This window comes from Bacillus sp. FSL L8-0167 (assembly GCF_038630295.1).
Lineage (GTDB): Bacteria > Bacillota > Bacilli > Bacillales > Bacillaceae > Bacillus > Bacillus safensis.
This window is the reverse complement of sequence record NZ_CP152027.1, coordinates 2976362-2989698: the sequence shown is the minus strand read 5'-3', so window position 1 is coordinate 2989698 and position 13337 is coordinate 2976362. Positions and strand designations below refer to the sequence as shown.

Below are 13337 nucleotides of genomic sequence, written 5' to 3'. Positions count from 1 at the left end.
ACGAAAGAGATTTCGTTAAGCAGTACATAAACCAGGGGGTTACTCATGAAAAAGTTAACAGCTATTTGGCTATCGTTATTGCTTGTGATGGGTGTTTTAGCAGGATGTGCAGGCGCTGAGACAGATCACAAAGCAAAAGGGTCACAAAATAAAGAAACGGCCACTGCGGCATTTCCCGTATCGATAAAAGATGCAGCTGGCAAAACAGTCGAAATCAAAGAACAGCCTAAACGAATTGTTTCGTTAATTCCAAGTAATACGGAGATTGCTTATGCACTCGGTCTTGGAGATAAAATGGTTGGACGATCAGACTTTGACAATTATCCAAAGGAAGTCGAAAAGGTAGAGAAGATTGGCGGACTTGAATTCAATGTCGAGAAGGTCATTTCCTTAAAGCCAGATCTTGTCTTAGCACATGCATCTCAGATGGGATCAAAAAATGGATTTAAACAGCTTGAAGATGCAGGGATCCAAGTGCTGACTATAAATGATGCAACATCCTTTAAGGATGTGTACAAATCAATCAATATGATCGGTGAAGCAGCCGGCGTGAAAGAAGCATCAACAAAGCTTGTAGACGAAATGAAAACAAAGCTGAATGACATCAAGAAACAAGCAGAGGGGATTTCGAAAGACAAGCAAAAAACAGTCTTTGTTGAAGTATCAGGTGCACCTGAAATCTATACAACTGGTAAAAATACATTTATGGATGAAATGCTTTCTGTTATCCATGCCAAAAATGCTGCAGGTGATCAAACTGGCTGGGTGCAAATGACGGAAGAATCGATCATCAAGCGAAATCCTGATGTCATCGTTACAATTGATGGATCAGGCTTAGCTGATTTGAAAAAAAGAGACGGCTGGAATGCAATGAAAGCAGTGAAAGAAAAACAAGTCTTTCAATTGAATACGGATCTCGCATCAAGACCGGGACCGCGATTGGTTGAAGGAGTCGAGGCTCTTGCGAAAAACGTCTATCCTGACACGTTCAAATAAATTGATCATCGCATATACACTAAGTGTTTTACTTCTTGTGATGAGCATTGGAATGGGAATCTCCTTTGGAAGCTTAGGGATTCCCATTCCTTCTATTCTTCGTATATTTGTTCATGAACTATTCGGAGTGCAGTTTGGAACCATTGATTCCATCGATCGCAATATTATGATGAACATTCGGCTGCCAAGAGTCATATTAGCGGCATTAGTCGGAGCAGCACTTGCGTTATCTGGTGCAGCTTTTCAAGGTTTATTAAAAAATCCTCTCGCTGACCCTTATACGCTGGGGGTATCTCAAGGGGCATCAGTTGGAGCCGTAGCGACCCTGTTTTTCAGCTTGCAGCTCCCGCTTTTTGGCAGTTTCACACTGCCATTATTCAGTATGACAACAGCGCTTGTGACCCTCTGTCTCGTTCTCTTTTTTGCGCGTCTTGTTCATCGGGGGATGAGCATTTCTTCTTTAATTTTGACAGGAGTGATTTTCAGCTCTTTTTTGGGTGCGCTCATTTCATTGATGATTGCTTTAACAGGTGATGATCTAAAAGAGATCATTCATTGGCTGCTTGGCAGTGTGTCCATGAGGGGCTGGCGTTATATTGTGCTTTTTCTTCCTTTCTTTCTTATTGGGACCTTTGCGTTAATGTTGATGGGGCGGGATTTGAATGTGATGACGTATGGCGAGGAGAAGGCAAAGCTATTAGGTGTTCATGTGAAAAGGAGCAAATATATTGTGCTGCTGGCGGGCTCGATCCTGACCGGAAGTGCAGTAGCGGTATCAGGGACGATCGGTTTTGTAGGACTTGTGATTCCGCATTTTATCCGCCTCTTAACTATCACAGATCATCGGCATCTGCTGCCTTTATCTATGCTGAACGGTGCTTCCTTTCTTGTATTAGCAGATGTGTTATCCCGTACCATCATTGAGCCGACTGAATTACCGATTGGCATCATTACTGCGTTAATTGGTGCACCTGTATTTGGCATCATCCTCATTCGTAAATATAGAGGGGGGACGCACGTATGATTCAAGTGAAGGAAATCAGAGGTGCATATGGAGAGAAAGAGGTTATTCGAGGCATTAATCTTGAAGTAAAGCAAGGAGAATTTCTCGGTATACTCGGTCCAAACGGGAGCGGTAAGACGACCCTTCTTAAAATGATGGCAGGGATTTTAGCACCTAAGAGCGGAGAGGTGCGTATCGGCGGTCACCTTATTCAATCCTATCAGCCAAAGGCGCTTGCGCAAAAGGTGGCAGTTCTGCCGCAGAAAACGGACCAAGCTTTTTCATTTACGGTGGAAGAAACCGTCCAATTCGGTCGTTATCCATATCAAAAAGGGTGGCTGCAATCTGTCACGCGAGAAGATGTGCAGGTCGTCAGCAAAGTAATGGAACAAACGGGTGTTGCACAGTTTAAGAATCAATCCATCCATGAGTTAAGCGGAGGAGAACAGCAGCGTGTATATTTAGCACAGGCATTGGCTCAGCAGCCTGAATATTTATTGCTGGATGAACCAACGAGTTTCCTTGATTTAGCCTATCAAAAAGATTTGCTTGATTTAATTAAAGAAGAAACTGATTCCTCTAGGTTAACGGTCATTGGTGTATTCCATGATGTGAACATTGCTAGTTTATATTGTGATCGCCTGCTGCTACTACATGAAGGAAAGACAGACATGTTAGGACTGCCGCATCACGTCTTGACCACTGAACGAATCAACCGTGTGTATGAAACAAATGTGACGCCGCTCCAGCATCCATTTAGGGCTAACCCCCAGCTGATGGTTGAGCCTGCAGCCCCTTCAAAAGCATCAATTGTAAACATAGCGGATGGCTGGAGGACTTATAGCTCAGAAGGAATGACGTTTTCCATTAATCAGCCTCTTCGCATCCTTTCCTCACATAAGAAAAACGGCGGGTTCTTTTGGAAAAGGTCTATTGGAACGGGAAAGAAGACGCTTCATGAGCAGCTAGAGTCATCTGAAGATATGCTGTTTTTCGAGCAAGCTAACGGATTAGCACAATTTGCCGCAGAAGACGCCGAAGACGATATGATCCTTTGCGGCATGCTTCAGCAAGAAGAGTTGGCCATTTGGCTTATCCTGAAACGATCTTTATCAGACGGAGCAGCTGTTCAGCTCATGGGGCAGCTTATGCACATCATGAAGCAAGAAACAAGCATTCCAATCCATCATCTTTGTATTGCTACACCCAATACGCATGAAACGGAAGATGCTGACCTTTTACACGAAAGATTAGGACAAAAGGTGCATGGGCTTCTTCAAAAGTTGAATGCCATTCAAAAGTGAACCAAAATGGTTCGCTTTTTTTGTTGAAAACATCAACAGCTACATAAGAAATGAACTTAATATAACGAAAAATCAAAAAAGTGTTGCTAATTAAATCACAATTCTTTTATAATAAAAAATATGAAAGCGCTTAAAATATGACATGTTTAAAAATGCAACACATAAGAAAGGGAGGATTATTTGGACATTCAAGGGATTATACCAGCTATTTTGACACCGCTTACTGAGGAAGAACATTTTCATCCCGAAGTGGCAACGCAATTAGTGAATCGTTTGATCGAGTCAGGTGTACACGGCATCTTTGCTTTAGGCACAAATGGAGAGTTTCATTTGTTTTCAGAGGAAGAAAAGCTTCAAATTGCTGAAACTGTCGTGAATGCTGTTGACAGACGAGTGCCGGTATTCATTGGAGCAGGTGAAAATAGTACGGAGGCAACCATCAGGCTGTCAAATAAACTGGCAGATCTAGGGGTAGATGTTCTGTCTATCATTACGCCTTATTTTGTTGCACCAACCCAAGAAGAGCTGTATGAGCACTTTCGCGACATATCTGAGAATGTGAATATTCCGATTCTGCTTTATAACATTCCATCTAGAACAGGCGTGTCGCTAGCACCAGAGACGGTTGCGCGGCTCAGTGCACTTCCGAATGTGCTAGGTATTAAAGATAGCAGTGGAAACATTGAAAATATCAAGGCATATTTGGATGTCACAAAAGATGAAGATTTTGTTGTCCTTGCAGGTACAGACTCACTCATTTTGGAGACATTGAAACTCGGCGGAGCAGGGGCGGTCGCAGCAACTGCAAATGTACTGCCTGAAACTGTCGTTGGACTCTATGAATCTTTTCAAAAAGGGAAGCTTGACGAAAGTGAGCACTTCCAGAAGCAGCTGCAGCCATTAAGAGCAACATTCGGTTTAGGGACATTACCAGCACCATTGAAAAAGGCAGCAGAGCTTTATGGAATTCCGGTTGGCCCGCCCAGAAGCCCTGTAAAAGAGCTGTCAGGTGAGGCATTGGAAGCTGTGGCACAAATGGTTGAAGACTATCGCAAACAAGGAAAAGCGGCAAAGGAGTAGTGAAGAGATGACGATCACGCATTATCACTTTCAGACGGCATCACACATTGTATCTGGCGCAGGTTCTTTAGACCTTCTTGGGGAGAAATTAGATAGTTTAGGGCTTAGCGGACTCACATCCATTTTTATATTAACGCAGCCATCTATCGTATCACTTGGTTATGCAGATCACATCAAAAGAGAACTTGCGAAAAAGGGGATAGCAAGTGAGATAAGTACAGAAATCAAACCTGAACCAACAGAAGAAAATATCGAGGGCGTATTCCACACCTTTTTAAGAGGAGCGCATGACGCCATTATTGGAATTGGTGGCGGGAGTGTCCTTGATGCTGCAAAAATTTTAGCTGTTCTTAAGACCAACGATCAGCCGATTTCTGCTCTCGTTGGCACAAATCTTGTGGAAAAAAGGGGAGTGCCAACGATTCTCATTCCTACAACATCTGGTACGGGATCTGAGGTGACACCAAATGCAATTGTGACTTTTCCAAAAAAGGAATTGAAAATTGGAATGGTTAGTCCGCATCTTTTGCCAGACCTTGTCATCTTAGATCCAGCACTTACTCTCAACTTGCCGAAATCTATTACCGCAGCTACAGGTATGGATGCTTTTACGCATGCGCTTGAATCTTATATTTCAAATAAAGCCAATCCATTCAGTGATATGTTTGCACTGGAATCGATGCGGCTGATTTCAGGAAGTATTCAGGAGGCATATCATCACGGGGAGAACTTGAAGGCAAGAGAAAATATGCTTGTTGGTGCAATGTATGGAGGAATGGCGCTTACAAGTGCCGGAACTGCTGCTGTTCACGCTATGGCTTATCCATTAGGGGGGAAATACAAGATTTCTCATGGTGTTGCTAATTCCATGCTGCTTCCGCATGTCACTGCTTTTAATGCAGATCATATTATTGGTCGGCTTGAACATGTGGCAAGAGCAATAGGACTAGCGGGAGCTCACACAAAGCAGGAGCTTGCAGAGCGTGTGATTCATCAAATTGAAGAATGGACAGCGGATTTACACATTCCACAGCAGCTCAAAGCTTTTGGCGTGTCCAAGGAGGATGTACCGGCACTTGCTCAAGCAGCTTCAGAGGTGAAGAGATTAATGGACAACAATCCAAAGTCAATGTCTGTTTCTGATATTGAACAGGTATACATGAAACTGCTCGACGCTTAACGCTTCATTGGGATGGGAATGAGAAGTTGCTTCACACGGCTTGCACACAAAGGGGGATTTTAAATGAATGTCTTAAGCAGTTCGGTCATCACATTTATTTTGATCGTCATTATTCTCTATATACTATTTACGACTTGGCTGACGATGCGTTTCCGCAGTAAATCCAATTCAGAATTTAACAATGCTGCTAAGTCACTTCCAGCCATTGTAGTCGGTATTTTGCTCATGAGTGAATTCATTGGAACGAAATCCACTGTTGGAACTGCAGAATCTGCCTTTACGCATGGGCTTTCTGCTTCATGGTCTATTGTGACTGTCGCTATCGCCTTTTTTATCTTTTCCTTTTTCTTAGTAGGCAAGTTTTATCGAACAGGACAGTACACCATTTCAGGTATTATCGATCAGAAGTTTGGAAAATCAACGAAGCTAGTTGTTTCTGTTATTATGATTGCTGCATTACTGCTTGTGAATCTAGGAAACTATTTAAGTGGGTCAGCTGCTATTGCATCCATTTTGGGGCTTCCTTTAATGACTTGTGCGATCATTACGGCCGTTGTGAGTACATTTTATTTTACATTTGGAGGAATGAAAGGGGTTGCATGGGTCACGATCCTTCATTCGATCGTGAAGTATGCGGGGATTTTAATTACACTAGGGGTAGCTCTTTACTTAACAAAAGGCTTTGAACCAATGAAACAAACGATGCCTGATCATTTCTTTACATGGGACGGGACAATTGGATGGGGGACGATAGGAGCTTGGTTTATAGGAAACATGGGTGCCATCTTTGCTACGCAGTTTATCATTCAAGCAATCACTTCGTCGAAAAGTGAGCGTGAGGCAAAGAAATCAACACTTTATGCGGCTCTGCTTTGTTTGCCGCTCGCCATTGCAATCGGTGTGATCGGCGTAGCTGCACATTATTTGTATCCAGACATTGATCCTATTTATGCCTTCCCTGTCTTTTTACAGCATATGAATCCAATTTTGAGTGCCATTGTGGCAACATCGCTTGTGGCATCCATCTTTGTCGGTGTGTCGACGGTTGCGCTTGCGACAACAACCTTAATTATGGATGATTTTTATGTACCGAAAATGAAACCAACACCGGAGCAGAGAATGAAAGTCACGAGGTATGTGGCTGTACTCGTTGGAATTGTGCCTCTTGTAGGAGTAGCACTTGCGCCGGAGCTGCTGTCCCTTTCCTTTTTTACAAGGGCGCTTCGAACATCGATCGCTGTTGTAGCAGCAATGGGCTTTTACTTGCCGTACTTTAATTCAAATAGAGGGGCGACCATTGGCCTTGGCCTTGCTGCTTCAGGTGTTACCACGACGGTTTGGTATTTACTCGATAATCCATTCGGAATCGATAATATGTATATTGCCATTATCATTCCTTTCCTTGTGCTGGTAATCGACCGACTTTTCAGTCCGCCTGCTAAAAAGGATCAACCATTGAAAGGAGAATTGTCATGAAAAATGAAGAGACTGTGATAAAAATAGATGGAATTTTGCGACAAAATGAACAAGATACAGAGAGAAAAGAAGCCTTTCTGCCAACAGACTGCGTGCAGAATCATGCGGCCAATCTACTTGAGCTGGATAATGGAGATGTATTATGTGTTTGGTTTGGCGGAACGCAGGAGGGAATACCTGATATCTCAATCTATATGTCGAGACTCAAACGGGGAAGTAACCAGTGGACAGAGGCAGTGAAGTTATCTAACGATCCTGCACGCTCTGAACAAAATCCAGTTCTGTTTCAAGAGGAAAATGGCAGGCTATGGCTGCTGTATACCGCACAGCTATCTGGGAATCAAGATACGGCCATCGTGAGATACCGGCTATCAGAGGATAGAGGTGAGACATGGGGTGAGATTGATACTTTGTTTGAACAGCCGGGTACGTTTATACGTCAGCCGATTGTTGTACTGGATAATCAAGATTGGCTGCTGCCGGTCTTCTATTGTAAGACCATTCCAGGCGTCAAATGGACGGGGAACCGGGATGTCAGTGCTGTGAAGATTTCATCCGACCAAGGAAAGACATGGGATGAGGTCATTGTACCAAACAGCACGGGCTGTGTTCATATGAATATTGGAAAGTGTGCAGACGGCTCCCTCATAGCCCTCTTTAGAAGCCGGTTTGCTGATTCGATTTATATCAGCCGTTCCGTCGATCATGGGCGGACATGGTCTGAGCCAAAGGCGACGGAGCTGCCCAATAATAATTCATCCATTCAATTTACCGTGCTCCAAAATGGGCATCTTGCCCTCGTCTATAATCATATCAATGCGGATGAGCAAACAGAACGAAGAGCTTCTTTATATGATGAAATTGAGGATGAAGGCGATACGCGCACAGCGGTTGATACAGAAGCACGTCCAGCCTTTTGGGGAACACCGCGTGCACCGATGACTTTGGCGCTCTCTGAGGATAATGGTGATACATGGCCTATCAGACGTAACCTTGAAGTGGGTGATGGATATGCGATGACAAACAATTCAAAGGATAAACTAAATCGAGAGTATTCTTATCCATCCATCACGGAAGGAAAAGACGGGAAGCTGCATATTGCGTTTACGTATTATCGGCAGGCGATCAAATATGTGTGTGTGACAGAAGAATGGGTCAATCGCACTTCTTAACTGCAAGAGGGCCCTGCTTCTGGTGAATTGTAACCCTCATTTGCTTCATTTATAATTGATGTTTGGAGGGTTGTCCCCATTTTCTATCGGCTGGACTCCCTCAAGCTATGTCTCGTGATGAAGAGATAAAAAATGGGGGTCCTTTTCATGAATATCAAAGTGTTAGGTGTTGCGCCGTATAAAGGGTTGGGCGATGTGTTAATCGACCTTGCCAAAGAAGAAGAAAATATGACATTCCAGCTTGTAGTCGGAGATCTCCGGTCTGGTGTTGCTCTTGCAGAACAAGCAGAAGCTCAAGGAATGGATATCATTATGAGCCGGGGCGGAACAGCTGCGCTCATTCAAAAACATGTGAACATCCCAGTAGTTGATATCCCTGTGTCAGGGTATGACTTGCTTCGTGCCTTAACACTGATAAAAGATTATCAAGGTAAAAAAGCGGTCGTGGGTTTTGAAAATATTACACAAGGTGTACGCACCATTGGGGAATTATACGGGATTAAAATTGATATTTACACAGTGCAGCAAGAGGAAGAGGTATGGGATCTCTTAAAACAATTACAAGAACAAGGGACTCAGGTCGTGCTTGGAGATGTCATTACTGATAAAGCGGCTAAAGAGCTGGGAATGCAGAGTATGCTCATTACATCAGGTCGTGAATCGGTCAAAGAAGCATTTCATCAAGCAAAACAAATGTATCGTTTATATAAAGAGGCGACAGCTGAACAGCGTCTCTTTCGTGAAATGATTGATCAAGAGCCGAAAGGGATGCTCATCATTGATCCGCACAACCAGCTACATTTTATGAATCAACAAATGAAACAATGGACAGAAAAAGGATTATTTGCACCGTCTACTTCTCATGCTGATGTGATTGCGTGGTGTCCAGCACTTGAACCGGCACTAAAGGCGATTCGAGAAGGGAAACAAAATGGCTATTCTCAAATATCCCATCAGCAGCAAGTGTGGCATGTCAAAGGAAGCATGCTATCGAAAGGCGAGTTGCTTGTCACGATTGAAAAGCCTTCGGCTGTGATGAATCAAGAAGGTCATCGTATTTGGACGCTTGCGTCGCCTATTCATTCAGAACATCCATTTGCTCTTTTTACAGATCAAAGCCCAAAAATGAAAGATGTGATCAATAGGGCAAAAGCGTTTAGTCAAACGGAGCGCTCGATTTGCCTGTATGGTGAACAAGGAACGGGTAAATCATGCCTTGCATTTGCTATCCATCAAATGAGCGAGAGGAAAAATGAGAGCTTTACGACAGTACATTGCAGACGTTTGACAAAACCGGAAGATATAAAATCAATCCCTCTGCATCAAAAAGGGACGATGTTTCTAAAGGATATTGAGAGCGTTCCAATGGATATACAGCAGCTCATTGCCGAGCAGCTGCATCATCATCAGAATATTCGCTGGATGGCTGCGTCTCAAGTGGATTTGTTCAAATTGATGCAATCTGGAGCGTTTAGTGAGGAATTATATACAGGCTTACAGGAGCTCACAATTCATGTCCCTCCGTTGTCTGAACGGCCGGAAGATATTGAGGACATGAGCAGGTTATTTATTGCGGAACTGAATTCTCTTTACGGGACGCAGGTGGTTGGGCTGTCAGCAGATGTGATTGAAGCCTTTCAACACCAGAAATTCAGAGAAAATGTCAGGCAGTTCAAGCGGATCATTGAGGAACTGGTACTGACAACAAAAAGTGGATATATCACGTTGAATAGGGCAAAGGCAGCAATTGATCAGCTTGCCTTTGAAAATGAAGAAAAACAGCTGTCCAGCTATTTGAATGGAACGCTTGATGAGATTGAAAGACGGATTATCAAAACGGTGCTGGAAGAAGAAAATATGAATCAATCAAAGGCGGCAAAGCGGTTGAATATCAACCGTACGACGCTATGGAGAAAGCTAAAGGAATAATATGTAATGAGGCCGAGGTGTCTAAATGACAAACGATCTATTAAAAAAAGGAGCGAAATTAGAGCAAAAGGTAATCATTGTGGCGGATGATTTGACAGGTGCCAACGATACAGGTGTTCAATTTGTCAAAGCGGGCTTCACAGCCTCTGTCCTGTTTCAGCCGTCATTTGAAGGCATTGACAGGTATAAAGAGGATGTGCTGATTGTGGATACCGATTCACGAAGTATGTCTTCAGAGAACGCCTACCATGAGGTCAGCCAAATGGTGCAGCCATTTCTCCAAGATGAATCGCACCTTTTCTTTAAAAAAATAGATTCAACGTTAAGAGGCAATATAGGAATTGAACTGCAAGCACTAATGGATATTGGCCCATTTGATGCGGCGGTTATCGCTCCTGCCTACCCAGATGCACAAAGAGCAACCAATAATGGCATACATTATGTGGAAGGAGTGCCTGTTCATCTGTCAGAGGCAGCAAAGGATCCGAAAACACCAGTTTTGACATCCAGCATATCAGATTTAATTGAGGAGCAGACGAACGTCAGACCAAAAAACCTTTCTCAACAGACAATCGGCGAAGAGCTAAAAGTAACGAGTGATGAGGTATCATCCTTATTGAAGCATGGTCATCAATGGTTTGTGTGTGATGCAGAAACAAGTGATGATTTAGGGCGGATTGTGGAAGTGTTTATGAAGATGGATAAAAGAATACTATGGGTCGGTTCAGCGGGACTAGCTGGTGCATTATCTGCATATGTCGCTAAAAATAGAAATACTTCTCGCCTTAAAAAACAGAGACCTGTCCTCATCGTATCTGGAAGTGCCTCTCAAAAAACAAATGAGCAGTTTGCTTATTTAAGAGAAACTCACGATTGTTTTGAGATAAAAGTGAACCCGCTGAATGTATTAAACGGCCGTGAAGCATGGGAACGAAAATCAGTTCTCGATCAACTGCGTAAGCGTCAGAACGAAGATATTCTCCTTTACACAGATGCACGGCCAGAGATGGTTGAAAAGATGCTGATTTACGGAGAAAAGAAAGGGCTGACAAGACAAGAGGTTGGAAGTGCTTTGTCCGTCTTTCTTGGAATGATCACAAAAGACATTGTCACATTATCAGGAATGAGACGACTTTTCCTAACTGGCGGAGATACAGCGCGGGCGATTTGCCAGGGGCTTGGAGCAGGAGGTATTCGGCTGCTGAAAGAAATTGAACCTGGCATCCCGCTCGGTCAGCTTGTTGATACGAATTTATATGCGGTTACGAAAGCTGGAGCTTACGGTCAAAAAAATTCAGTACTCCATGCGGTAGAAGTGCTGAAAAAGATAGAGGGGGAAGTCGAATGTCAAAACCAATCATTGCTGTAACGATGGGAGATGCGGCTGGCGTTGGTCCTGAAATTATTTTAAAAGCTTTTCAGCAAACGCGTTTACATGAAGAAGCCGTTCTATTTGTGATCGGAGACACCAGTATATTAAATAGGGCGAAAGACTTTGTGAATACAGATGTGGAGATTGTAAGTATCATAGAACCAGAGGAAGCGGAGCAAGTGAAAGCCGGAGCTGTTCCCTGCTTAGACCTCAAGCTCTTAACGAACGAGATTCCGATTGGGGACATATCAAAAGAAGCAGGAAATGCTGCTTTCCGATATATTGAAAAAGCCATTAGTCTTGCAAATGACCGTAGAATTGACGGCATTTGCACAGCGCCGCTAAACAAAGAAGCACTTCATAAGGCAGGTCATATGTATCCAGGACATACAGAAATTTTAGCTGACCTGACGGGTACAGAAGATTATGCGATGATGCTGGCGGCCCCTAACTTAAAGGTAGTTCATGTCACCACACATATTGGATTAATGGATGCCATTTTAAAAATTAATCCTGAGCGTGTATACACGACGATTAAGCTGGCACATGATACACTCGTCCGTTCTGGGATCTCTGCCCCTAAAATTGCTGTATGCGGGATTAACCCGCATGCTGGGGAGAATGGGTTGTTTGGGAACGGAGAAGAAGAGGAGAAGATCATCCCAGCGGTTGAACTAGCACAGGAAGAAGGGATTCAAGTATTTGGGCCGCTGCCTGCTGATACCTTGTTCTTTAGGGCAGCAAGAGGTGACTTTGATATCGTTGTGGCGATGTATCATGATCAAGGGCACGGACCGATTAAGGTGCTTGGCTTAGAATCGGGTGTAAACATTACAGTTGGGCTGCCGATTATTCGTACAAGTGTCGATCATGGGACGGCATTTGATATCGCAGGAACAGGAAATGCCGATTCTGCGAGCATGGAAGAAGCTATTAGACAGGCCATCATGCTTTCTGGTACGAGAGAAAATCAATATGAGAAGAAAAAGAGCCTTTAAGAAGAGGCTCTTTTTTTCTAGTTCATATACGTTCCGCCATTCATATTGATGGTTTCTCCTGTGATAAAATCCGACTGGTCAGAAGCTAAAAATGTCACAACATTTGCGACTTGTTCTGGTGTTCCAATCGTTTTCAAAGGAATTCTATCTAAAACCGAACGCCGGTATTCATCGCTCCACTGTTTGCTCATGTCTGTTTCAATTGGACCAGGGCAGACAGCATTCACATGAATGTGGTGCTCTGCTAATTCTTTGGCAAGATGCATGGTTAAATAATTGATGCCTGCCTTTGATGCACCGTATGCAGGTGATGCATTGTGGTGAGGGGTTTTGCCAGTTGTAGAACTCATATTGATAATCTTTCCGCTTTGTTGTTTGATCATGTCAGGAATGACCGCTTGGCACATGAGGAACGTGCCGGTCAAATTAATATCAATTAATCGTTTCCACTCATCAAGGGATGTCTCGACTGTTGATTTTCGTAAATTGATACCAGCATTGTTGACGAGCAGATCAATCTGTCCAAAATGTGTTTTCGCTTGCTCCACGAGTGAAGAGGCTGTCTCTGGTAAACTAGCATCACCAGCAACATAAACGGCTCGTTTCTCTTTTTTATTCAGTGAGGAGCAAACCTCTTGCAGCAGCATGTCGTTCGTTCCATTGAGAACGACGCGCACTCCTTCGCAGGCAAGTGCCTCCGCAATGGCGCGGCCAATCCCTCTGCTTGCACCTGTAATGATCGCTACTTTATTTTGTAAACTCACGTACATCCCACCCATCTCTCATTTTAAAAAGCGCTTTCATTCATTATAAAACGGGATGTTTCA

Annotated in this window: 11 protein-coding genes; 10 read left to right on the top strand and 1 reads right to left on the bottom strand. The window is 43.5% G+C overall.

From position 1 onward, the window contains the following. The first annotated feature begins 45 nt into the window (after positions 1–45). From MHB66_RS15565 to pdxA, 10 genes are all read left to right on the top strand, one after another. The gene (locus tag MHB66_RS15565) at positions 46–996 is read left to right on the top strand and encodes an ABC transporter substrate-binding protein (protein ID WP_046313220.1); all 951 of its coding nucleotides are present in this window, start codon (positions 46–48) and stop codon (positions 994–996) included. After that, on the top strand, positions 962–2020 hold the full coding sequence (locus MHB66_RS15560) for an iron ABC transporter permease (RefSeq protein ID WP_041115703.1): 1059 nt from the start codon (positions 962–964) through the stop codon (positions 2018–2020). The genes MHB66_RS15565 and MHB66_RS15560 overlap by 35 nt, the downstream gene beginning before the upstream one ends. After that, on the top strand, positions 2017–3303 hold the full coding sequence (locus MHB66_RS15555; RefSeq protein ID WP_046313222.1) for a heme ABC transporter ATP-binding protein: 1287 nt from the start codon (positions 2017–2019) through the stop codon (positions 3301–3303). Before MHB66_RS15560 ends, MHB66_RS15555 begins: the two co-directional genes overlap by 4 nt. Positions 3304–3483: 180 nt before the next feature. Beyond that, positions 3484–4383 (top strand): 4-hydroxy-tetrahydrodipicolinate synthase, encoded by a 900-nt coding sequence (gene dapA, locus MHB66_RS15550; RefSeq protein ID WP_041115706.1) that lies wholly within the window; start codon positions 3484–3486, stop codon positions 4381–4383. 7 nt (positions 4384–4390) lie between these two features. After that, the gene (locus MHB66_RS15545; RefSeq protein WP_041115708.1) at positions 4391–5563 is read left to right on the top strand and encodes an iron-containing alcohol dehydrogenase; all 1173 of its coding nucleotides are present in this window, start codon (positions 4391–4393) and stop codon (positions 5561–5563) included. 63 nt (positions 5564–5626) lie between these two features. Continuing rightward, entirely contained in the window at positions 5627–7039 is a 1413-nt protein-coding gene (locus MHB66_RS15540) for a sodium:solute symporter family protein (protein WP_342490557.1), read from the top strand. Next, positions 7036–8211: a sialidase family protein gene (locus MHB66_RS15535; protein WP_046313225.1), complete on the top strand. Its 1176-nt coding sequence runs from the start codon at positions 7036–7038 to the stop codon at positions 8209–8211. Before MHB66_RS15540 ends, MHB66_RS15535 begins: the two co-directional genes overlap by 4 nt. A 147-nt stretch (positions 8212–8358) precedes the next feature. Further along, positions 8359–10140 (top strand): sigma-54-dependent transcriptional regulator, encoded by a 1782-nt coding sequence (locus tag MHB66_RS15530; protein ID WP_200896500.1) that lies wholly within the window; start codon positions 8359–8361, stop codon positions 10138–10140. 25 nt (positions 10141–10165) lie between these two features. Further along, on the top strand, positions 10166–11509 hold the full coding sequence (locus tag MHB66_RS15525) for a four-carbon acid sugar kinase family protein (RefSeq protein ID WP_046313231.1): 1344 nt from the start codon (positions 10166–10168) through the stop codon (positions 11507–11509). Next, positions 11485–12510: a 4-hydroxythreonine-4-phosphate dehydrogenase PdxA gene (gene pdxA / locus MHB66_RS15520; protein ID WP_046313234.1), complete on the top strand. Its 1026-nt coding sequence runs from the start codon at positions 11485–11487 to the stop codon at positions 12508–12510. The genes MHB66_RS15525 and pdxA overlap by 25 nt, the downstream gene beginning before the upstream one ends. 17 nt (positions 12511–12527) lie before the next feature. On the opposite strand, the gene MHB66_RS15515 is transcribed toward pdxA, so the two are convergent. Next, positions 12528–13274, bottom strand: coding sequence for a 3-oxoacyl-ACP reductase family protein (locus MHB66_RS15515; RefSeq protein WP_046313498.1), 747 nt, complete (start codon positions 13272–13274; stop codon positions 12528–12530). Positions 13275–13337 lie beyond the last annotated feature (63 nt).

Coding starts and splice junctions, on each gene's coding strand:
- MHB66_RS15555 (WP_046313222.1), top strand. CDS start 2,017: ATGATTCAAGTGAAGGAAATCAGAGGTGCATATGGAGAGAAAGAGGTT.
- MHB66_RS15540 (WP_342490557.1), top strand. CDS start 5,627: ATGAATGTCTTAAGCAGTTCGGTCATCACATTTATTTTGATCGTCATT.
- MHB66_RS15565 (WP_046313220.1), top strand. CDS start 46: ATGAAAAAGTTAACAGCTATTTGGCTATCGTTATTGCTTGTGATGGGT.
- MHB66_RS15525 (WP_046313231.1), top strand. CDS start 10,166: ATGACAAACGATCTATTAAAAAAAGGAGCGAAATTAGAGCAAAAGGTA.
- MHB66_RS15545 (WP_041115708.1), top strand. CDS start 4,391: ATGACGATCACGCATTATCACTTTCAGACGGCATCACACATTGTATCT.
- pdxA (WP_046313234.1), top strand. CDS start 11,485: ATGTCAAAACCAATCATTGCTGTAACGATGGGAGATGCGGCTGGCGTT.
- MHB66_RS15535 (WP_046313225.1), top strand. CDS start 7,036: ATGAAAAATGAAGAGACTGTGATAAAAATAGATGGAATTTTGCGACAA.
- MHB66_RS15530 (WP_200896500.1), top strand. CDS start 8,359: ATGAATATCAAAGTGTTAGGTGTTGCGCCGTATAAAGGGTTGGGCGAT.